This window comes from Caenibacillus caldisaponilyticus (assembly GCF_002003465.1).
Classification (GTDB): domain Bacteria; phylum Bacillota; class Bacilli; order Bacillales; family Sporolactobacillaceae; genus Caenibacillus; species Caenibacillus caldisaponilyticus.
Genome location: NZ_BDDQ01000046.1, coordinates 1 through 21,057, shown reverse-complemented (window position 1 = coordinate 21,057; position 21,057 = coordinate 1). Strand labels below are relative to the sequence as shown.

The following is a 21,057-nucleotide window of genomic DNA, read 5'->3' as shown; positions in this document are numbered from 1 at the left end:
ACCGGCGAGAAGGACGGAGGGCTTGTCATGTCACAAAATGAAGAATCACGCGTCAGACCGGTCAATATCAGTGAAGAGATGCGGACGTCTTTTCTGGATTACGCGATGAGCGTCATCGTCAGCCGCGCTCTTCCGGACGTCCGCGACGGCCTCAAACCGGTTCATCGTCGGATATTATATGCCATGAACGAGCTCGGCATGACGGCGGATAAAGCTTATAAAAAATCGGCCCGCATCGTCGGCGAGGTGATCGGCAAATTCCACCCGCACGGCGACGCCGCGGTATACGATACGATGGTGCGCATGGCGCAAGATTTTAACTATCGTTACGAGCTCATCGATGGCCACGGCAACTTCGGTTCCATCGACGGCGACGCGGCGGCAGCGATGCGTTATACCGAAGCGCGAATGTCGAAAATCGCCATGGAAATGGTCCGCGATATCAAAAAAGAGACCATCGATTTCCGCGACAACTATGACGGTTCGGAAACCGAACCGGTCGTTTTGCCGTCCCGTTTTCCCAACCTTCTCGTCAACGGGGCGTCGGGCATCGCGGTCGGCATGGCGACCAACATTCCGCCCCACCAATTGGGCGAGGTGATCGACGGCATTCTCGCCTTGAGCAAAAATCCGGACATCTCCATTAACGAGTTGATGAAATACATTCCGGGTCCGGACTTTCCGACAGGCGGCCTCATCCTCGGGCGCGAAGGGATCCGCCGGGCTTACCATACCGGCCGCGGCACGATTACGTTGCGCGCGAAAGTCCACATCGAACAATCGGAAAACGGTAAGGAATCGATCATCGTCACCGAGCTGCCTTATCAAGTGAACAAAGCGAAGCTGGTCGAAAAAATCGCCGAGCTCGTCCGCGATAAACGAATCGACGGCATCACGGATCTTCGGGATGAGTCCGATCGCAGCGGCATGCGCGTGGTCATCGAAGTCCGCCGCGATGTCAATGCGAACGTGCTTTTAAACAATTTATACAAACATACGGCGCTGCAGACGACGTTCGGCATCAATATGCTGGCGCTCGTCGACGACCGCCCGAAAGTGCTCAATCTCAAACAGTGCTTGGCTCTTTATCTCGATCATCAAAAAGATGTGATCAAACGGCGGACCCGCTATGAACTGAAAAAAGCGGAAGCGCGCGCCCATATTTTGGAGGGGCTGCGCATCGCCTTGGATCACATCGATGAAATCATCGAGCTCATCCGAGGTTCGGAGACGACCGATATCGCCCGCGATGCTTTGATGTCTCGCTTTCAGCTCACTCATGAGCAAGCGCAGGCGATTCTCGATATGCGCCTGCAGCGCTTGACGGGTTTGGAACGCGAAAAAATCGAAACGGAATACAAAGAGTTAGTCGAACGCATTGCGGAATTGAAGGCCATTCTAGCCGATGAAGAAAAAGTATTGTCGATCATTCGCCAAGAGCTTCTCGAAATCAAGGAAAAATACAACGATGAAAGGCGGACCGAAATCACCGCCGGCATCCATGCGATCGAAGACGAAGACCTCATTCCGCGCGAACAAATCGTCATCGCGCTCACGCATAACGGCTATATCAAACGGATGCCCGTTGACGCGTATAAAAGCCAAAACCGGGGCGGCCGCGGCGTACAAGGCATGGGGACGAATGAAGATGATTTCGTCGAACATCTGTTTACGACCAACACCCACCACTACGTCCTGTTGTTTACGAACAAGGGCAAGGTGTACCGCTTAAAAGGCTACGAAATCCCCGAATACGGGCGGACGGCCAAGGGCATTCCCGTCATTAATTTGGTTCAAATCGAAAAGGATGAACACATCACCGCCGTCTTTCCGATCAGCGGTTTTGATGAGAAGGCGTTCTTGGTCTTTGTGACCAAAAACGGCATCATCAAACGGACGCCGCTGTCTGAATTCGCCAACATCCGAAAAGGCGGGCTCATCGCGCTCAATCTGCGCGAGGAGGATGAACTCATTTCCGTTCGTTTGACGGACGGGGAAAAACAAATCATCATCGGGACGAAAAACGGCTTCTCGATCCGCTTTGATGAAACCGACGTTCGCGCCATGGGACGCGCGGCGACCGGCGTCAAAGCCATCACGCTTACGGACGGCGACGAAGTCGTCGGCATGGGCATTATCGAAGACGATGAAGACATTTTGATCGTGACGAAAAAAGGGTACGGCAAGCGGACGCCGATCAAAGAATACCGGATTCAGACGCGGGGCGGCAAAGGCATTAAAACGTGCAACATCACGGAGAAAAACGGGGAAATGGTCGCCTTAAGAACGGTGAAGGAAAACGAAGATTTGATGATCATTACCCACAACGGCATCATCATTCGCACCGCGGTCCCCGGCATTCCCCGTCTCGGTCGGATTACGATGGGCGTCAAGCTCATCCGCATCTCGGAAGGAGATGAAGTCGCCACCGTGGCGCGCGTTCTTTCTGAGGACGATTCGGAAATGGTCGAAGAAGATAACAGCAAAGATTAATGGCATCCAGATGGAACATCCGGGAATCAGGCGAAGGCTTGGTTCCCGGTTTTATAAAAAGAAACGGCTTTTGGAAGATGGACACCGCTTGATCTTTCGCTTTTTCCTTCCCGCTCCCCGCATAGAACGGTGAAGGATCAACCGTGAGTTCGATGGAGGCACATGGCTCACCGTCAAAATAAATATAAGGGGTATGGAATCCAATGAAAGTGAACAGAGCGGAACTCGTCGAAGGATGCGTTTTGGCCGCGGACGTTTATTCGAAAGCCGCCGTGCCGCTTATGAAGAAAAAGACGGTGCTGACCGATTGGCATTTGGAAGTTCTGAATGCTTTTTTAATCGATAGCGTCGATATCGAGCCCGTGCTCGACAACGGAGAACCGTTCAAGCGCCGCCCCGATCGCACGCAGTCGCCCGAAAGCGGTGTTGTCGAGGATCCGTTGCTTGAATCATTTTTAGATGCGGTTCAAAAATTCAAAGGGTATTTTCAAGATTGGCAACAGGGCAAACCTGTCGACATTTTTTCGGCTTTCAATATGATCACTCAGCTCGTCCATCCGTTTTTGGAAAGGCCCGATGCGCTCTTCGGTCTTTACCGATTTTCAAAGCCGTCCGGCTATTTGTACGATCACTCGGTGAGCGTCGGACTGATCAGCGCTTATTTGGCGCATAAAATGAAACATCCCAAAAGGCAAATCTTGGAGATCGGTTTGGCCGGTTTATTGGCCGATTGCGGAATGGCCAAACTTCCCCCTCGTCTCTATGAAAAGCGCGATGTTTTAACCCATCTCGAACGCCGCCAAATCGAAAAACACACCATTTACGGTTATCAGATGTTGAAAGACCATTCCGCGGCCAAGGAAGGGGTGCTTCTGGCGGTATTGCAGCACCATGAACGGGAAGACGGAAGCGGCTATCCCTTGCGTCTTTCCAGGGAAAACATCCATCCGTACGCGAAAATCGTAGCGGTGGCCGACACCTTCCACGCCTTAATATGCGAGCGGCCGTACCGGAAGAAACATTCGCCTTTTAGCGCATTGGACTTGCTGCGGCACGACCATTTTGGCCAGCTTGATCATAAGGTGCTTTCCCTTTTGGCCGATGAAGTCGCGAACCGTTCGGTCGGGAAAAAAGTGCTGCTGTCAAACGACACGGTCGGCGAAATCGTGTTTATTTATGCCAATGCGCCGACCAGGCCGCTCATCCGCCTGGATGACGGCGAAACCTTTTCCCTTTTGGATCACCGCGATGTGTACATTGAGGAAGTGTTGCCGTAGGCGATGTCAATGGGTTTGCTGTTCCTGTTTTGAGAGCCAGCGGGCGGTCATGAAGGGAAACTTTCTTTGGGTCACATCGATAAAGGCGTGAATAAAAGCCAGATCGGGTGATGACCGTTCCGCGTGAAGCACCGACCACCATTCGGTTTCATACCGGCTGATCATGCTGAGATTGTAGAGAATGAGATAATGGGTGAGCGGTTCAGGCAGCTCGATATACCCCGCCCTGACCGCCGGCAGATAATGGATGCCGTCCATGTCCGTGAGGAATGGAAAGCGGTCGGAAAGACCATCGGAACCGGCCATAAAGTGCAAGACATCGGGCGTATCAGAAGCTGCCGGATGGAGATAGTCCTCTAAAAAATGAAAAAAACGGGTTTTCGACATTTGCAGATCGTTGAGGATTTGCGCCGACACGAAAAGCGTGCCGTCTTCAGCGACACCGATCGGATAAGAGATGGTTTTGTTTCGCATGCGCACAAAGAGCTCACGGAGTTCGGGAATCTGAAAAAACAAGTCTTCCATTTTGAATTTGGCGCCTTCCATCGGCGCCATTTGATACAGTTTTTTACCGGCGTATGAAAAAAGTCCGCTTTTTTGGATTTGGACGGTATCTTGGATGAATTCATAACGGCTTTTTTTCTTCTTACGCGTGGAGACGCCGTGGGCGAGCACGCGCGAGGATTCCGGATATTCGGGCGCCTCCGTCAAAAGACACGCTTTTAAAAGCTGGGCCGCTCCGTAAAATAATAAAACCGGTTTGATCTCGTACGGGGCACGGAGCGCTTGCTGAAAAATTTTTGCCCGTGTTCAATGTAATAGCTGAAGGTCGAGCCGTTTTGGTAACTTTTGGTCAGCGGTTCGTCCAGCCCCTTCGCCTCGTAAAGTTTCTTTAAAAGACGTTGCACAAATCCCGCTGATTTATAAGGAGTAAAGGGTTCCCAAATCGCTTCATTTCGCACCGAACATCTCTCCCGCAGTTTTGAAAAATGGAACTTTTAGTGGCTTCCTTGACACGTCTCACCGCCGATTGATAAGCTAGATAAAAATTTTTCGACAAACGGTCTACATCCCAAACTTAAAAGAGGTGTACAAGCCCATGTGGGAAGATAAATTTAAAAAGGAATCGCTGACGTTCGATGACGTGCTGCTGATTCCCGCTAAATCGGAAGTATTGCCAAAAGATGTATCGGTTAAAACGGAGCTCACGAAAACGTTGAAGCTGAACATCCCGATTATAAGCGCCGGCATGGACACTGTGACGGAGGCAGAAATGGCGATTGCCATGGCCCGGCAAGGCGGATTGGGCGTCATCCACAAAAACATGTCCATCGAGGAGCAAGCCGAGCAAGTCGATCGCGTCAAACGCTCGGAAAACGGCGTCATCACCAACCCCTTTTATTTGACCCCTGAAAACCAAGTCTATGATGCCGAACATCTTATGTCGAAGTACCGCATTTCCGGTGTCCCGATCGTCGATGAAAATCAAAAGCTGGTCGGCATCATCACGAACCGCGATCTCCGCTTTGTGCAAGACTATTCCGTAAAAATTAAAGAAGTCATGACGAAAGAAAACCTGATCACCGCGCCGGTCGGCACGACTTTGGAAGAAGCGGAAAAAATATTGGAAAAACATAAGATCGAAAAACTGCCGCTCGTCGACGAAAACGGCGTGTTAAAAGGTTTGATCACGATTAAGGACATCGAGAAAGTCATCGAATTTCCCAATGCGGCAAAGGACGAACAAGGGCGCCTGCTCGTGGCGGCCGCGGTCGGCGTGACAAAAGACGCGTTGACGCGCGTCAAGAAGCTCGTCGAAGCCGGCGTTGACGCGATCGTCATCGATACCGCCCACGGCCATTCCACAGGCGTGCTCGATCAAGTCCGGGCGATTCGCGAAGCGTTTCCCGACTTGAACATCATCGCCGGCAACGTCGCCACCGCCGAAGGCACGCGCGCCTTGATCGAAGCGGGTGCCGATGTCGTGAAGGTCGGCATCGGTCCCGGTTCCATTTGCACGACGAGGATCGTCGCGGGCGTCGGGGTTCCGCAAATCACGGCGATTTACGACTGCGCGACCGAGGCGAGGAAACACGGCGTTGCGATCATTGCCGACGGGGGCATCAAATATTCCGGCGACATCGTGAAGGCGATCGCGGCGGGCGGTCATGCGGTCATGCTCGGCAGCCTGCTCGCCGGTTGCGAAGAAAGCCCCGGCGAAACGGAAATCTATCAAGGACGGCAATATAAAGTCTATCGCGGCATGGGGTCGATCGGCGCAATGGAACGCGGTAGCAAGGATCGCTATTTCCAAGAAGGACAGAAAAAACTTGTGCCTGAAGGGATCGAAGGACGCGTGCCTTACAAAGGAAAAGTGGCCGACACGATTTATCAGCTCGTCGGCGGATTACGCGCCGGCATGGGTTACTGCGGTGCGGCAACCATTGAAGATTTGCGGGAAAACGCCCAATTTACAAGAATCACGAATGCCGGGTTGGTGGAAAGCCATCCCCATGACGTTCAAATTACGAAGGAAGCGCCGAACTATTGGTTGTGACGGTTTCGGCCTTTCTTCCAAGATAGCAATCGATGAACGGACGGGCGCCCGGACGGTGGGGATTTTCGCCAATAATCCCCGTATTTCCGCGCCCGTCTTTCTATGTTAAAATAGCGGTTGTGTGAGTCCATCGGAGGTGTGCTTGGTGAATGGGTTAAAAAAGTGCCGCCGAATTTCCGCTTTAGTCCTCGGCTTTGCCTTGGCTGCGTCAACGCTATGGCATCCGAACGGCGCGAAAGCGGAAACGGCCGCGGATTCATTAAATATTAATGCGAAATCCGCCATCCTCGTCGATGCGAAAACGGGCAAGATTCTTTACGAAAAGAACGCGGATGAAATGCTGCCGCCCGCCAGCATGACGAAGATGATGACCGAATATCTCGTGCAAAAAGCGGTGCACGATGGAAAAATAAAGTGGACGACAACGGTGCCGATCAGCGACAAAGCGTCGGCCATCTCCCATAATCCGGATTTTTCCGGCGTTCCTTTGCGGAAAGATTTTAATTACACGGTAAAAGATCTCTATGAAGCGTTGGCCATCTACTCTTCTAACGGCGCCGCGGTGGCGCTCGCCGAACTGCTTGGCGGTGGAAGCGAAGCGAATTTTGTCAAGCAGATGAACGAAACCGCCAAAAAACTCGGGATGACAGGGACAAAATACATCAACAGCTCCGGCCTCGACAACGTCGATCTTGGAAAATATAAAGCCGCGGGCGGCCCGAAAGACACGAATGAAATTTCCGCTCGCTCGCTCGCCAAACTTGCCTATCACATTGTCAATGAATATCCCGAAGCGTTGAAGGTTTCTAGCATTACGGAAAAAGATTTTATCGCCGGTCCTGGGGAAAAGGTCCATATGGTGAATTACAACTGGATGTTGCCCGGTTTTGGCGATAATATGAGAGAATTCAAGTATCCGGGCGTAGACGGATTGAAAACCGGCTTTACCGATGCCGCCGGCGAATGTTTTACGGGAACGGTGAAGCAGGGAGATCGTCGCTTCATTTCCGTCGTGATGGGGACGAAATCGGAGAAAGCCCGTTTCCTTGAGACCAAAAAACTCTATGATTACGGTTTCAAACAAACGGAAGACAAGACGATCGTCAAGGCGGGCTATCGATTTAAGAATCAAGAGAGCCTGCCCGTCACCAAAGGCAAAAAAGGTTCCGTTTCCATCGCCGTCAAAGAGCCGATCACCATTCCGGTCGAAATCGGCGATGAGAAAAATTATAAGCCGGTGCTCCATCTTGACAAATCCTTGCTCAACAAGGACGGCCAGCTGACCGCTCCGGTGAAAAAAGGTCAAAAAGTCGGCTATGTGACCTTGAGCTATAAAGGCAAAAAACAAGATTCGGCATACTTGTACGGCGAGCCGAAAATTCCCGTCGTTGCTACTGAAGACGTCGATAAGGCCAATTGGTTTGTCCGCTTTTTCCGAGCGATCGGGCACTTTATCGCCGGTATCTTTACTGGGGCGTTCGATTTGATCAAAGGTTTGTTCTAAGCTTGGACGCAACCGGTGACTCATCCGGAGAATTTGTTCAATCGCTTCCTCGGGCACGCGCGGCCAGATTTTTGCGCGTTCAGGGATGATTTTCTGGCTCTTTGCTTGCCAATGTTTTAAATCGATACGTAACCGAAAAGAGGGTGTCTTCATTGGCAAAGGTTGGAACAGATCGAGTCAAACGCGGCATGGCGGAAATGCAAAAGGGCGGCGTCATCATGGACGTCGTCAACGCTGAACAGGCCAAAATCGCCGAAGAAGCCGGCGCTGTGGCGGTCATGGCGTTGGAGAGAGTCCCGGCCGACATTCGCGCAGCCGGCGGCGTGGCCAGGATGGCCGATCCGCGGGTCATTGAAGAAGTCATGAACGCCGTCTCCATTCCCGTCATGGCGAAATGCCGGATCGGACACATCGTTGAAGCCCGCGTGCTCGAAGCGATGGGCGTCGATTACATCGACGAAAGCGAAGTGCTGACCCCGGCGGACGACCGGTATCACATCGATAAAAAGGCGTTTACCGTTCCGTTCGTGTGCGGCTGCCGCAATCTCGGGGAAGCGGCGCGCCGCATCGGGGAAGGGGCGTCGATGCTGAGGACGAAAGGCGAGCCCGGAACCGGCAACATCGTGGAAGCGGTTCGGCACTTGCGGCTTGTCAATGCGCAAGTTCGCAAAATCATCGGCATGTCCGAGGACGAGCTCATGACCGAAGCCAAGGAACTCGGCGCGCCGTATGACGTTCTATTGGAAATCAAGAAACGGGGACGGCTTCCGGTCGTCAATTTTGCCGCCGGCGGGGTGGCGACGCCCGCCGATGCCGCGCTCATGATGCAATTGGGAGCGGACGGCGTCTTCGTCGGATCGGGCATTTTCAAATCGGAAAACCCGGAAAAGTACGCCAAAGCGATCGTCGAAGCGACGGCGCATTATGAGGATTATGAACTCATCGCCCATCTTTCCAAAGGGCTTGGCGAAGCGATGCGCGGGTTGGACATGGCGGCGCTCGATCCGTCCGACCGCATGCAGGATCGAAGCGAATGAGCTTCATTTTGAACGGGGTCCGGATTTGTTAAAAAGAATGGCGGCGAAAACTTCTGTGGTTGATCCTCCGGTTTGGCAAAAAATGAAGGAGAGAAACGGAAGGATGCATCATGACTGTAAAAATTGGCGTTTTGGGCCTTCAAGGCGCCGTCAGCGAACATTTGCAGGCGCTTGAGGCGGTCGGCGCGGAAGGTTCGACCGTCAAGCGGCCCGAACAATTGGCGGAGCTCGACGGCTTAATCCTTCCTGGCGGCGAGAGCACGACGATGCGCCGCCTCATGGACCGGTCCGGTCTTTTTGAAGCAATCAAAGCCTTTGCCGAGGAAAAACCGATCTTCGGCACATGCGCCGGCCTGATTTTATTGGCGAAAAAGATTGAAGGGCAAGCGGTTCCGCACCTCGGCTTGATGGACATCAACGTGCGGCGCAACGCGTTCGGCCGGCAAGTGCAAAGCTTCGAAACGCCGCTTGAAATCAAGGGCGTGGCAGACGACTTTGTCGGTGTATTCATTCGCGCGCCGTACATTCTGGAAGCAGGTCCAAATGTCGAAGTGCTGTCCAAGTATGAAGATAAGATCGTTGCCGCCCGCGAAGGCCGGTTTTTGGCGGCGGCGTTTCATCCCGAATTGACCGGCGATGCCCGCTTCCATCGTTATTTTGTGGAATTGGTCGAAGAGGCGGCCGCGCGCCGTCCGTAAAATATGTCGGCGATCTCTTGCATTTCCGATAAACATGGTGTAAGTTTAATTAATAAATCGATCATTCGGAAAGACCATGACGGGAACTAGTAGCGGCGGTCGGCTTTGTTCAGAGAGGCGGTGGCTGGTGCGAACCGCTCGAAGCGCGCTGTGAATCCGTCCCCGAGTCAAAATGCTGAACGCAAAGAATGCCAGTAGGCGTTTTCGGCCTGATGCCGTTATCATCGCTCAAGCGGTTCGCCTTCGGCGGACAATTGGGGTGGCAACGCGGGTAACTCTCGTCCCTTCTCGGGCGGGGGTTTTTGTTTTTTAATCCATTCAGACGGGAGGTCATCAAAGATGCTCGATTTAAAATTTGTCCGGGAAAATTATGATGAAATTAAAAAGAAACTGGACAAGCGGGGAGAAGACCTCGCCGATTTTGAAAAATTTCCGTCGCTTGACGAAAAGCGGCGGGAATTGATCCGGGAAACCGAAGCGCTGAAGGCGAAGCGCAACGAGGTCTCCCAAGAAATCGCGAGAAAAAAGCGGAACAAAGAAGACGCTGACGCGTTGATCCAAGAAATGCGCGAGGTCGGCGAACGCATTAAAGACTTGGATGAACGATTGCGCGCGGTTGAAGAAGAACTCGACCAATTGATGTTGTCGATCCCGAACATTCCTCATGAAAGCGTTCCGGTCGGCGAAAGCGAAGAGGACAACGTGGAAGTCCGCCGCTGGGGCGATTTGCCGGAATTCGACTTCGAGCCGAAGCCGCATTGGGAAATCGCCGCCAAACTCGGCATTTTGGACTTTGAACGGGCCGCCAAAGTGACGGGAAGCCGGTTTGTCTTTTACAAGGGCCTCGGTGCCCGCCTCGAACGGGCGCTCATCAACTTCATGATGGATTTGCATTCTGAGGAACACGGTTATAAGGAAATGTGGCCGCCGTTTCTCGTCAACCGCGCGAGCATGACCGGAACGGGGCAATTGCCGAAATTTGAAGAAGACGCCTTTAAAATCCGTGAGGACGACTATTTCCTCGTTCCGACGGCGGAAGTGCCCGTGACCAATTATCATCGCGACGAAATTCTCGATGCCGATGATCTGCCGCTCGCTTACTGCGCGTACAGCGCCAATTTCCGGTCCGAGGCCGGGGCGGCGGGCCGCGATACGAGGGGATTGATCCGTCAGCATCAATTCAACAAAGTCGAACTCGTCCGCTTCGTCAAACCGGAGGATTCTTACGACGAGCTGGAGAAATTGACCGGACACGCCGAACGCGTTTTGCAGCTTCTCGGGCTTCCGTATCGCGTCGTCAGCATTTGCACCGGCGATCTCGGGTTCGCCGCGGCGAAAAAATATGACCTGGAAGTGTGGCTGCCGAGCTATCACACGTATCGCGAAATTTCTTCCTGCAGCAACTTTGAAGATTTCCAAGCCCGGCGCGCCGGCATCCGTTTCCGCCGCGAACCGAATAAAAAACCGGAATACGTCCATACCTTAAACGGATCCGGTCTCGCGGTCGGACGGACGTTCGCGGCCATCTTGGAAAATTATCAGCAGGCGGACGGCAGCGTCGTCATCCCGGAAGCGCTCCGGCCGTACATGCGCGGCATTGAACGGATCGAGCCGAAATGAGCGGGGATGAAGGATCCCGTCCAATCGGTGCGGCCATTTCGGATGAACGGGGAGCGGTTCTTGCCGGCACAAACGCGGGGCACCGCTTGCAACGAATGGCGATGCGCACCGTTGAGGGGTCGGCCATGCGGAAGCCGGAGCGGGGCCGACTCCTCGTGGAGAAGGCTTGATTCCTCACAACGATTGTGTTAAGATGGTTCTCGTCGCGGAGGAGTACCCAAGTGGCTGAAGGGAGCGGTCTTGAAAACCGCCAGGGGCTTCACGGCCCGCGGGGGTTCAAATCCCTCCTCCTCCGCCATGAACCATCATGAACACCCATCGCGCAATTGGAGATTGTAAAAAGCCATCCGGTCATTCCGGATGGCTTTTTTCGTATCGGGTTTAACGGGCCGCCGGCTTGTTTAAAATGCCGGCGATTTTGTTCAATATCGGATCCAAGCTGCCTTCATCGTTTTTCACATCATATTCATCGATGTTGACGCGAAGCACCGGACATTGGTCGAAGCGGTCAATCCATTCTTGGTAGCGGTCATACATTTCCTTCCAATAGTCAACGGGCGTCGCTTTTTCCATCTGTCTCCCGCGCAGCTGGATGCGTTCCAAAATTTTCTCAAACGACCCTTCTAAATAAATCAACACGTCGGGTTTGTGAAAATAAGGCGTCATCACCATGGCTTCAAACAAGCTGGTATAGGTTTCGTAATCGGTTTTGGACATGTTGCCTTTTTCATAATGCATCCGCGCAAAAATTCCGGTGTCTTCATAGATCGAGCGGTCTTGGACAAAACCGTATGGCGATTCTTCCATCCGCTTGTGTTCCTTAAAGCGTTCGGCGAGAAAATAAATTTGCAAATGGAACGCCCAGCGCTTGAAATCGCGGTAAAAATCGTCCAGATACGGATTGCCGTCGACCTTTTCCAGCGAGGTTTGATAACCGATCTTGGATGCCAGCGCCTTCGCAAACGTCGTTTTGCCGATGCCGACCGTGCCGGCGATCGTGATCAAGGCTTTTTTCGGGAACATTCCTGTGACTTCGTTCATATTAAAACGCCTCATTTATTAAGGTGTTAAGCTTGTGCAAAAAGTTTTCTCTTGTTTGTGCATCGCCGACGATGTCCCAATCGTCGGTTTCGATGGTGAGCACTTGAACGGACGGGTTTTCAGCGGCAAACCGCGGCACCCATTCTTCATAAGCGCGAACGATGCGTTTTAGATAGTCGACCGTTAAATGCGCCTCTTCGGGACGGCCGCGCTTTTGAATGCGCTCAAGCAAAGTGTCCAGTCGCGCTTTCAGATAAATGACGATGTTGGGTTTCGGCAAATCGTCCGTCAAAAGGCGGAAAACGGCATTGAATTTTTCCAGATGGCGTTTTTTCAACGTTTGCGCGGCAAACAATTGGTTTTTGGCGATGTGGTAGTCGCTGACGACCGGCCGGCCGTTTGCCAACAAGCGGGCGACGTTTTCTAACTGCTCAAATCGGTCGATCAAAAAGAACATTTCGGTCTGGAAGCTTGTCCGCTCCATGTCTTCGTAAAAGGCTTTTAAAAAGGGATGGCCCTCGACGATTTCTTCAATCAATTCAAAATGAAACGCCTCACTGATCGCCCGGGCGAGCGTCGTTTTCCCGACGCCGATCGGACCTTCAACGGCGATATATGGTGTGGCCAAAGGAATCACTGCTTTCCATAAAAGAATCGACAGACCCGGCGGCAAGACTTGCGCCGGTGTCACAAAACTTATTGTAACATGCGCGCATGAGGGCAAAAAGGAGGAATTTTACCGGAGAGACTTATGCTTCAATGCGCGATCGATGAATAATTGTAGCATGGGGAGCGTAAAATGGTTTGCGAAGGGATTCGGTAGCGGCCCGCTTTGGCTGTTCCAACCAGGCGACGAATGGCGTTTGATCGGGGGAAATGGATAAACTTTTTTAAGTGTTTGACATCGGTTGCCCGATGTGATAAAGTAAGATCAACCATTTTACTATATTATATAAGCGCGCGGAAGTAAGAATGAAGGACCTTCGCATGAAGTGTAGTAGTTTTTATTTCCTGCACCATGCGGAGGTCCTGACTGCTTTATGGACCTTATGTAAGTGGTTGAATGGTTAGAATTTCAGTTGCGCAAGGCGCAAGGTTTTAGGAGGTTTCACATGCAAAACGGAAGAGTAAAATGGTTCAACGCTGAAAAAGGTTACGGTTTCATCGAAGTGGAAGGCGGCAACGACGTTTTCGTCCACTACTCCGCCATCCAAGAAGAAGGTTTCAAAACCTTGGAAGAAGGCCAACAAGTTCAATTCGATATCGTTGAAGGCAGCCGCGGCCCGCAAGCTGCGAATGTTATAAAAAAATAATCCATCGATGATCGAAGAAAAAGCAGTCCGCAAAGGGCTGCTTTTTTTGTTGTGTTGGGCAAACGGTGTATCAAGGGATACCGGTGCAAATAAAACTGCAATGGGATATTTTAAATCCTCGAAAAAACCGTTGGCCCTTTGTTTTTTTCAGAATTATAATTAAAAAAAGATATTCTGATCTCGCGGATTAGAAGCGCGCGTTCGACCTTGAGCTTTAAATTTGGAGGCGTTCGGCTTGAAAAACAAAATGGCTTTGCTTGTGCTCCTTCTATTATTGGTCGGGTGCTCGACCCACTCAATGGGGGAAACCTCGCCGCAAAGAAAGGAAAACCGGCAACATCCGCATGAGTCGACCCAGCGTTCACATGTGATTTTGAAAAAAATCATCGCCAACGACTCGACGGAAACCGCCACCCCTCACGATACCGTCAAAAATGAAATCCAATGGGAATTATCCGACGGAACGATCGAAAAGCCGACAGAGAAATCCATAAAATGGAGTAGCCAATTGGCGAATTACGCCATCGTCGCTTTAAAAGTGCCGAAGGTATCGACCGATTGGTATAATTTCGCCTTTCTTGAGAGGCAGAACGGAACGTGGAAAATAAAGGGTTATATGGATCTGCCAATCAATGCGTCCGACCTCATCCGTGATAAGAAAGGGATAAATATTCCTTTAAAATCTTATTATGTCGCAGACGACAGCATCGATGACCAATACACCGTTTGGGTGTTTACGGATGGTAAAAAGGCATTTACGATCGCCCGTTATCCGTGGGAAGAGCCGTTAAGCCCGCCGGCAGGATTTGACGAAATCAAAATCAGAAACCATAGCGCCAGAATTTCTTCGCAAAACGGCAAGACATCTCTTTATTACGTGGAAGGGGAAGACATCGTCTCGATTGCCGGCGATTTGAGCAAGTCAGAAGCGGTAGCGCTTGCCAAATCTTTAAGTTTGTCCTTTTCAGCGCTTTTTCCCTTTAAACGATAAAGTATGGCAAAATCGCTCAACTTTCGGTCCGAAAGTTGAGCTTGTCTTTTCAAAGCCGGATGCTTTTTGTATAATTAACTATGTCCGTTTTTTATGCTTAAAAATTCGGCCCCGTAGCTCAGGGGATAGAGCGTCGGTTTCCTAAACCGTGCGTCGCAGGTTCGAATCCTGCCGGGGTCGCCATAAACATAGGTTCAGCAAGGGATTTCGCGCAGAAGTCCCTTGCTTTTTCATTTGCCATTTCGGGCCGCCGCACTTATTTTAAAGATCCAACCCATTTTTGAAAATCTAGGTATGAAAGTGTGCAAAGGCCCCCTTTTTGCAATTTTATCCGACGCCCGGGGCATTCCAATCATCCGGCTTTAAATCAAAGGACGCGGTATAGCGATGAAAAGATAAAAGCATGGAGTGCCCCATTCGAGGGTTTCCCATCGGGTGCGGTTTGACGGTCGCCGAAGGGTCAAAGACGTCCGCAAAGAAAACCGCGTTTTTATAATTTAGGACTCGGAATATCGGAAAAACGCTCAAGATAAGAGCTGGAATCGGCAAAGTGACGCAAGTGTTTTGGTTCCAACAGGGAGTCGGCGTTATGAGCGTTTCGATTGTCTTGGATGGCCGTCTTCTTTTGCCGCGCGGATTCGCATGAATCCCTTTAAATGAAAGAGCTGTGGTCGATCCGGTGCCGCGTACGAGAATGAAAAAATTGGAATAAATAAAACACCGCTTTTTAAGCAAAATAAGAATACCCCATGCGAAAGGTGGAATCAGGCATGGTGGATCGCGGTGAAAAGCAATACTCCGTCCAAAGTGAAAACACCATTCAACCGAGGGCGCGGGATGTTTTTTCATCGAAGCGGCCGGACGGCACGATCAGAGATCGGCCGATGGCTCGCATGTTCCTGTCCAATCAGGCAAGAAGCGACCACGAGACTGAAAAGAGGGACTGACGTTGGACAACCGGATATCGGCGGCGTCCTTATATAAGGACCCGTTTCAATCCCCTAGAGCCAATGCAAAGCGTTCCTTCCACCAAGTCAATGGGGAAACGGAACAGAGTTTGCACAACAAAATCCTGCAAATTCAAACGCGCAAGCGAGTTCCGTTCAGTTAATCAAAAGCGGGAAGCCGTAAAGGCTTCCTGCTTTTTTTGTTTGAGGCGAGGGCTTTAAAATATATTCCATGAAAAAGCCGGTCGGGCGCGTCTTCCGCAAAATGCAAGGTGTGGGCGAAAACGGGAATTGAAAAGACGAAGGTCCTGCTACGCGGCGGACCGCGTCGAAGGATGAGCTTTCGGATTGGGCGTTCCGGCGGTTCCGTGGCGCGCCTTGATGCAGGCGGCGGTTTCTCCTACATGTGCCTTTTCAATGCCGTTCGGTGAAAACCGTTTGTGTGCGGCGCTCCGATCGTTTATAATGAGTTTGAGACGGATATGACGAAATTTTTTGATGAAACGCCTTAGAAACCCATCAGGCGGTCATTTCGTATAACTTGTAGACGATTCCTATGAAAGGGTGGATTCAGAATGGAATCCGTAATCCGAACGAGCCAACGTCCCTATGCCAAATTTTTTACCGCGTTGTTTGCGGGGATTGCGGTGGCGACGGCCGGCCTTTATTTCGGACAAAACGTGCCGCAACGGCTGTTTTTCCCGCTCGTCATCGTTGAGATCGTGATGATCGTGATGATGGCGTTCGCCCGCAAGCGCCGGGCGATCGGTTATTCATTGATGTTCGCGTTCATGTTTGTTTCCGGTCTGACGCTGTATCCGGCGATCAGCTATTATGTGAGCACGCTCGGCGGCGATGTCGTCTTGCGCGCGGCCGGCATCACCGCGTTCGCCTTTGGCGGAACGGCCATCTATGCCATGGTGTCGAAGCGCGATTTCCGCTTTTTGGGAAGCTTCCTGTTCATTTCCCTTCTCGCGTTGATCGGCATGGGCATCCTGCAGATCTTCTTTCCCGTTTCGGGCACGGCGCATCTCATTTATAGCGCGTTTGGCATTTTCATCTTCGTCGGCTATACGCTGTTTGATTTCAGCCGGCTCACGATCGAAGGATTTGAAGAGCGCGACATCCCGGCGCTCGTCGTTTGCATCTATTTGGATATCGTCAACCTTTTCTTGTACATTCTCGAATTTATCGGGGCGCTGTCCCGCGACTGAAACTTCAAATTCGGATCGGGTTCTTTTTCCGAACCCGGTCCATTTTTTTATGCGTTTTTCCAAATCGTTGTACAAAAAAAGGATTCCTACTTAAGTATTGTTAAGCTATAATGAACGAGATGTGTACAAACCGAGATCTTTGCTCAAAGGAGGTTGTTCGCGTGGCAGGACGTGTGATTCAAGTCAATGAGCGTCCGCCGTTCGTGCAAAGTTTGCCGCTGAGCCTGCAGCATTTGTTCGCGATGTTCGGCTCTACCGTCCTCGTCCCCATTTATTTTCATGTCAACCCGGCGACGATTTTGCTCATGAACGGCATCGGCACGCTCTTATACCTGCTCATTTGTCAAGGCAAGGTCCCGGCATATTTGGGTTCGAGTTTTGCGTTCATTTCTCCGGTGACGTTCGTTTTGCATGATCACGGGTATTCCGACGCCCTCGGAGGATTCATTGCGGTCGGTGTTGTGTTCGTCCTCGTCGCTTTGATCATAAAACTCGCCGGCACCGCATGGCTCGATGTCATCTTTCCGCCGGCGGCGATGGGTGCGATCGTCGCGGTCATCGGTTTGGAACTCGTGCCGACGGCGGCGCAAATGGCGGGATTCATCAAGCCAGCTGATGCCGGCGCGCATTGGAGCCCGGATCCGACGGCGGTCACTGTCTCCGTTTTGACGTTGATCATCACCGTTGTCGGTTGGGTCATGTTCCGCGGTTTTTTAAAAATCATTCCGATATTAATCGGCATCATCGCGGGTTATATCATCGCCGCGATCGCCGGCTTGGTCGATTTTAGCGGCGTCAAACAGGCCGCGTGGATTTCCTTGCCGACGTTTTACACACCGCATTTCGATTGGCCGAGCACCATGATCATCCTTCCCGCGGCTCTGGTTGTGATTGCCGAGCACATCGGCCATTTTATCGTGACCGGAAACATTGTCGGTAAAGATTTGGTTAAAGATCCCGGTCTCGACCGCTCCATTTTCAGCAACGGGCTGTCGACGATCCTGTCCGGTTTGGTCGGTTCGACGCCGAATACGACCTACGGCGAGAACATCGGCGTTTTGGCGATTACGCGCGTCTATTCGACGTGGGTCATCGGCGGCGCCGCCGTATTTGCCATCGTTCTGTCGTTCATTGGCAAACTGGCGGCTTTGATTCAATCCATTCCGACGCCGGTCATGGGCGGCATTTCATTGTTGCTGTTCGGCGTCATCGCGGTATCGGGCGTCCGCATGCTGATCGAATCCAACGTCGACTACGGCCGTTCGCAAAATTTAATTCTTACCTGCATTGTGCTGGTCATCGGCATCAGCGGGACGACGATTCAAATCGGCCACTTCGCATTGAAAGGCATGGGGTTGGCCACCGTCGCCGCGATCGTTTTGAGCCTTTTCTTCAAAATCATTAATGTCCTCGGGATTTCCAATGACGAGAAGGAAACAAGCCAATAACTTCCTCTGTTTGTTTGAAACTCCTGAAGGGCTGCCGCTCTTCAGGAGTTTTTCTTTTTCCGCGCATGGATTCCTCAACATTTTTTCCGCGGCAGGGAGATTTGATCCGGCAACCATTATGTTCCAATCAATTTTTGGCCGAAGAGCGGTTGAAAAAAATAAAAAACGGTGTTATGCTTTAGTACATTAGAGAAATAAATTATTAAAGTAAATGCATCCACCGGCTTGTGGATCGGGATATTTCATTTTCCGATGGAGGGGAGATTGACCATGGCGAAAGGATCACTTGGATTTTGGGTATTAACGGCGCTCGTGGTCGGCAATATGGTCGGCTCGGGAATCTTCATGTTGCCGAGCGATTTGGCGAAAGCGGCCAGCCCCGCCGGTGTATTATTGGCTTGGATGTTTACCGGTGTCGGCATCTTGTTCGTCGCTCTGGTCTTCGGTCATCTCGCGGTGAAACGACCGGATATGACGGGGGGCCCGCAAGTATATGCCACGGGAATTTTCCCTGAAGGCACGAATTTGTCGCGATTGTCCGGTTACTTTGTGACATGGGGATATTGGGTGGCCAACATTGCCGGAAACGCGGCGGTCATCACGTCATTGGCGGGCTATCTGTCCACTTTTTTCCCGATATTGAACAGCGACGCCTTAATCGCCGAAGGTTATGGCATCCGGCTTACCGTCGGCCGGCTCGTCACGTTTCTTGTTTGCTCCGCGCTGTTATGGGGCATTAACTATTTGATTTTAAACGGCGTCGAAGGCGCGGGTAAAGTGAATTTCGTGGCGACGTTCGCCAAGGTCGCCGGATTCGTGCTTTTCATTTTCGCGACGCTCACGACGTTTCAGCTCAGTCACCTCATTCCTTTTGCGGAACCGATCACGGATGCGGATACCGGAGCCAAGGTCGGGCTTTTGGGGCAGCTGAACCACGCGGCGTTGTCCACCTTGTGGGCTTTTGTCGGCGTTGAATCGGCGGTGGTCTTTTCCTCAAGGGCGAAGCGGATGATCGATGTCAAGCGCTCGACGATCGCCGGTCTTTTGATCGCGATGCTGATCTATATTGCCATCACGCTTTTGGTGATGGGCTCTTTGACCCATTCACGCTTGACCGCGTCCTCGAAACCGCTCGTTGACGCGTTGACGGAAGCGATCGGCCCTGCGGGGGGATATTTGCTCGCCGTCCTCGCCATCATTTGTCTTTTGGGTTCGACCATTGGTTGGATCTTGCTCAGCGCAGAAGTGCCATATCAATCGGCCAAACAAGGTTTGTTTATGAAATCCTTTGCCAAGGAGAACGCCAAAGGGACGCCCGTCAAGTCGCTTACGATCACCAATATCGCGACGCAATTCCTTTTGCTGTCGACGATTTCCAAATCGATTGCCGACGCTTTCAGCTTCATTATCACGATCGCAACCTTGGCCTATTTGCTTCCGTATTTGGTGACCACTATATTTCAAGTCAAGGGGGTCATCGACGGCAGTTTGGCGACCGGACGCGAACGCTGGCGGGAAGGGCTGGTCGGATTTCTCGGTATGGCCTATTCGATTTATGTCATCATCGCCGGCACGTCCGATTTGAGCACGTTCTTGTGGGGCGTTTGCTTCATCTGCGCCGGTGTCGTTTTCTTCCCGCTCATTATAAAAAACGATCGCGCCCTTGCCATTGAAAAAAACGGATGAGCGGAATAGCGAACCCGTTGGTTTAGGAAAAGGACGGCCGGAGTCACCGGCCGTCCTTTTTGTTCGATGAAAACCGGCGCGGTTGAATCAAGGGTTCGCGGTGTATCATTTAGGAAAAATGGCCGGCGGACGTCAAGGTTGTGCGCCGTTCTGCTCAGCGGTCTTCCGCCGGATTGAACGGAACCCTCTGTTCATATGAGAGCCTTTAATAAGCGCTGGTTCGCACGTTTTTTGGCGGCCAAAGCGAAGACGCGGAGGATGGTGACGTGCCGCCGCTTGCCAACATCGTATTTTGCCAATAAAATTACAGCTGAACCGATTGCGATTTTGTTGAACGAATAGGAGCTTACAATGACCGATCACGAATTATACATGAGGCTGGCGATCGACGAAGCCAAAAAAGCGGAAGTGATCGGCGAGGTGCCGATCGGCGCGGTCCTGGTCAAGGACGGCGAAGTGATCGCTTCGGCCCATAATTTGCGCGAAACGACACAGCAGCCGACCGCCCACGCGGAAGTGTTGGCGATCCAAAAAGCGAGCGAACGGCTCGGCACGTGGCGGCTTTGCGATTGCACGCTTTACGTGACGTTGGAGCCGTGCCCGATGTGCGCCGGCGCGATCATCCAAGCGCGCGTCGACACCGTCGTCTATGGCGCCGCCGATCCGAAAGCCGGTTGCGCCGGCACGTTGATGAATCTTTTGCAAGACGGCCGGTTTAATCATGTGGCGGAAGTCGTTCCGGGGGTGTTGGCCGAGGAGTGCGGCGCATTGCTGACCGATTTTTTCCGCCGTTTGAGGAAAAATAAATAAAAGGCCGTTCGGGGATGGAATTCCCTGTGGACCCCTGTCAAGCGTCAGTGAAAATGTCATACTAACGCGTCAGTGAATATGTCACTGATATATTTACTTTGACCTCAGTTCATTCAAGCCGGTTTCAGTTCCTTTGAATTCGTGGGCCTATATTTGCGCCAAGGATGATCAGGTCCTGGCTTGTACGATTTCTTTTCTGAGCTCTCCTTTTTCTTTTCAGGAGTTTTTGCCGCTTTGTTCCGGGTTGCTTCCATCAAGGGGTAGGGCTTACCTTTGTACCAGACAAACAGTCTGCCATCCAGCGTTTTTCGGACTTCCACCGGCGTTTTGGCCGGAATGGTTGGACTGGAATTTGGGACGTCGAGGATGTACGTTTTTCCTCGGTAGGAGATGGTTTCTCCAGGTCCGACGATCCGTTGAT

General features: G+C 51.8%; 19 protein-coding genes, 2 tRNA genes, 1 pseudogene and 1 other annotated feature. Of the genes and pseudogenes, 17 read left to right on the top strand and 5 right to left on the bottom strand.

The genetic code is table 11. The features are described from left to right. Positions 1–27 precede the first annotated feature (27 nt). Complete coding sequence (gene gyrA, locus CCB157_RS12450) at positions 28–2,493, top strand: DNA gyrase subunit A (protein ID WP_077616206.1); 2,466 nt, start codon at positions 28–30, stop codon at positions 2,491–2,493. 203 nt (positions 2,494–2,696) lie between these two features. Continuing rightward, positions 2,697–3,770 (top strand): HD-GYP domain-containing protein, encoded by a 1,074-nt coding sequence (locus CCB157_RS12445; protein WP_077616205.1) that lies wholly within the window; start codon positions 2,697–2,699, stop codon positions 3,768–3,770. A gap of 6 nt (positions 3,771–3,776) precedes the next feature. Here the strand turns inward: CCB157_RS12445 and CCB157_RS12440 are convergent, their stop codons facing one another. Further along, a complete protein-coding gene (locus CCB157_RS12440) occupies positions 3,777–4,535 on the bottom strand; it encodes a YaaC family protein (RefSeq protein WP_369688677.1) in 759 nt (252 codons plus the stop codon). Beyond that, the gene (locus CCB157_RS18385) at positions 4,493–4,732 is read right to left on the bottom strand and encodes a YaaC family protein (protein WP_158077303.1); all 240 of its coding nucleotides are present in this window, start codon (positions 4,730–4,732) and stop codon (positions 4,493–4,495) included. Before CCB157_RS18385 ends, CCB157_RS12440 begins: the two co-directional genes overlap by 43 nt. Before the next feature lie 137 nt (positions 4,733–4,869). On the opposite strand from CCB157_RS18385, the gene guaB reads away from it, so the two are divergent. From guaB to CCB157_RS12405, 6 genes are all read left to right on the top strand, one after another. Beyond that, positions 4,870–6,327, top strand: coding sequence for an IMP dehydrogenase (gene guaB, locus CCB157_RS12430; RefSeq protein WP_077616202.1), 1,458 nt, complete (start codon positions 4,870–4,872; stop codon positions 6,325–6,327). Between the two features lie 145 nt (positions 6,328–6,472). Further along, positions 6,473–7,831 (top strand): D-alanyl-D-alanine carboxypeptidase family protein, encoded by a 1,359-nt coding sequence (locus CCB157_RS12425; protein ID WP_077616201.1) that lies wholly within the window; start codon positions 6,473–6,475, stop codon positions 7,829–7,831. Positions 7,832–7,983: 152 nt separating this feature from the next. Continuing rightward, positions 7,984–8,868, top strand: coding sequence for a pyridoxal 5'-phosphate synthase lyase subunit PdxS (pdxS, locus tag CCB157_RS12420; RefSeq protein WP_077616200.1), 885 nt, complete (start codon positions 7,984–7,986; stop codon positions 8,866–8,868). 110 nt (positions 8,869–8,978) lie between these two features. After that, a complete protein-coding gene (gene pdxT, locus CCB157_RS12415) occupies positions 8,979–9,566 on the top strand; it encodes a pyridoxal 5'-phosphate synthase glutaminase subunit PdxT (RefSeq protein ID WP_077616199.1) in 588 nt (195 codons plus the stop codon). 67 nt (positions 9,567–9,633) lie between these two features. After that, positions 9,634–9,855 (top strand) — a binding site (T-box leader). Between the two features lie 50 nt (positions 9,856–9,905). Further along, a complete protein-coding gene (serS, locus tag CCB157_RS12410; RefSeq protein ID WP_077616198.1) occupies positions 9,906–11,186 on the top strand; it encodes a serine--tRNA ligase in 1,281 nt (426 codons plus the stop codon). Positions 11,187–11,393: 207 nt separating this feature from the next. After that, positions 11,394–11,484 (top strand) — tRNA-Ser (locus CCB157_RS12405). An 83-nt stretch (positions 11,485–11,567) separates the two neighbouring features. Here CCB157_RS12405 and CCB157_RS12400 read toward each other — a convergent pair. After that, entirely contained in the window at positions 11,568–12,227 is a 660-nt protein-coding gene (locus tag CCB157_RS12400; protein WP_077616197.1) for a deoxynucleoside kinase, read from the bottom strand. A 1-nt stretch (position 12,228) separates the two neighbouring features. Beyond that, a complete protein-coding gene (locus CCB157_RS12395) occupies positions 12,229–12,855 on the bottom strand; it encodes a deoxynucleoside kinase (RefSeq protein WP_077616232.1) in 627 nt (208 codons plus the stop codon). Between the two features lie 484 nt (positions 12,856–13,339). Between CCB157_RS12395 and CCB157_RS12390 the strand changes: the two genes are divergently transcribed. The 9 genes from CCB157_RS12390 (at position 13,340) to tadA (ending at position 20,636) form a co-directional block, all read left to right on the top strand. Continuing rightward, positions 13,340–13,540, top strand: coding sequence for a cold-shock protein (locus CCB157_RS12390; RefSeq protein ID WP_077616196.1), 201 nt, complete (start codon positions 13,340–13,342; stop codon positions 13,538–13,540). A gap of 235 nt (positions 13,541–13,775) precedes the next feature. Further along, positions 13,776–14,531: a DUF4367 domain-containing protein gene (locus CCB157_RS12385; protein ID WP_077616195.1), complete on the top strand. Its 756-nt coding sequence runs from the start codon at positions 13,776–13,778 to the stop codon at positions 14,529–14,531. A gap of 107 nt (positions 14,532–14,638) precedes the next feature. Further along, positions 14,639–14,714, top strand: a tRNA-Arg gene (locus CCB157_RS12380). Positions 14,715–15,280: 566 nt separating this feature from the next. Next, positions 15,281–15,478: a small acid-soluble spore protein K gene (gene sspK, locus CCB157_RS12370; protein ID WP_077616193.1), complete on the top strand. Its 198-nt coding sequence runs from the start codon at positions 15,281–15,283 to the stop codon at positions 15,476–15,478. Between the two features lie 2 nt (positions 15,479–15,480). Beyond that, positions 15,481–15,642, top strand: coding sequence for a YpzG family protein (locus tag CCB157_RS12365; protein ID WP_193432299.1), 162 nt, complete (start codon positions 15,481–15,483; stop codon positions 15,640–15,642). Between the two features lie 411 nt (positions 15,643–16,053). Then, on the top strand, positions 16,054–16,692 hold the full coding sequence (locus tag CCB157_RS12360; protein ID WP_077616192.1) for a Bax inhibitor-1/YccA family protein: 639 nt from the start codon (positions 16,054–16,056) through the stop codon (positions 16,690–16,692). Between the two features lie 161 nt (positions 16,693–16,853). Then, positions 16,854–18,140, top strand: a complete 1,287-nt coding sequence (uraA, locus tag CCB157_RS12355; RefSeq protein WP_143287037.1) for a uracil permease — start codon at positions 16,854–16,856, stop codon at positions 18,138–18,140. 270 nt (positions 18,141–18,410) lie between these two features. After that, positions 18,411–19,826 carry an amino acid permease gene (locus CCB157_RS12350; protein ID WP_077616191.1) on the top strand — a complete coding sequence of 472 codons (1,416 nt, stop codon included), beginning with the start codon at positions 18,411–18,413 and terminating at the stop codon, positions 19,824–19,826. 351 nt (positions 19,827–20,177) lie between these two features. Further along, the gene (gene tadA, locus CCB157_RS12345; RefSeq protein ID WP_077616190.1) at positions 20,178–20,636 is read left to right on the top strand and encodes a tRNA adenosine(34) deaminase TadA; all 459 of its coding nucleotides are present in this window, start codon (positions 20,178–20,180) and stop codon (positions 20,634–20,636) included. 113 nt (positions 20,637–20,749) lie between these two features. Here the strand turns inward: tadA and CCB157_RS17665 are convergent. Further along, positions 20,750–21,057 (bottom strand): annotated as a pseudogene (locus tag CCB157_RS17665) (ISNCY family transposase); the annotation flags it as partial.

Excerpts from the sequence above, each read along its gene's own strand:
- gyrA (WP_077616206.1), top strand. The coding sequence starts at position 28 with ATGTCACAAAATGAAGAATCACGCGTCAGACCGGTCAATATCAGTGAA.
- CCB157_RS12445 (WP_077616205.1), top strand. The coding sequence starts at position 2,697 with ATGAAAGTGAACAGAGCGGAACTCGTCGAAGGATGCGTTTTGGCCGCG.
- guaB (WP_077616202.1), top strand. The coding sequence starts at position 4,870 with ATGTGGGAAGATAAATTTAAAAAGGAATCGCTGACGTTCGATGACGTG.
- pdxT (WP_077616199.1), top strand. The coding sequence starts at position 8,979 with ATGACTGTAAAAATTGGCGTTTTGGGCCTTCAAGGCGCCGTCAGCGAA.
- serS (WP_077616198.1), top strand. The coding sequence starts at position 9,906 with ATGCTCGATTTAAAATTTGTCCGGGAAAATTATGATGAAATTAAAAAG.
- CCB157_RS12400 (WP_077616197.1), bottom strand. The coding sequence starts at position 12,227 with ATGAACGAAGTCACAGGAATGTTCCCGAAAAAAGCCTTGATCACGATC.
- CCB157_RS12390 (WP_077616196.1), top strand. The coding sequence starts at position 13,340 with ATGCAAAACGGAAGAGTAAAATGGTTCAACGCTGAAAAAGGTTACGGT.
- sspK (WP_077616193.1), top strand. The coding sequence starts at position 15,281 with ATGCGAAAGGTGGAATCAGGCATGGTGGATCGCGGTGAAAAGCAATAC.
- CCB157_RS12360 (WP_077616192.1), top strand. The coding sequence starts at position 16,054 with ATGGAATCCGTAATCCGAACGAGCCAACGTCCCTATGCCAAATTTTTT.
- CCB157_RS12350 (WP_077616191.1), top strand. The coding sequence starts at position 18,411 with ATGGCGAAAGGATCACTTGGATTTTGGGTATTAACGGCGCTCGTGGTC.
- tadA (WP_077616190.1), top strand. The coding sequence starts at position 20,178 with ATGACCGATCACGAATTATACATGAGGCTGGCGATCGACGAAGCCAAA.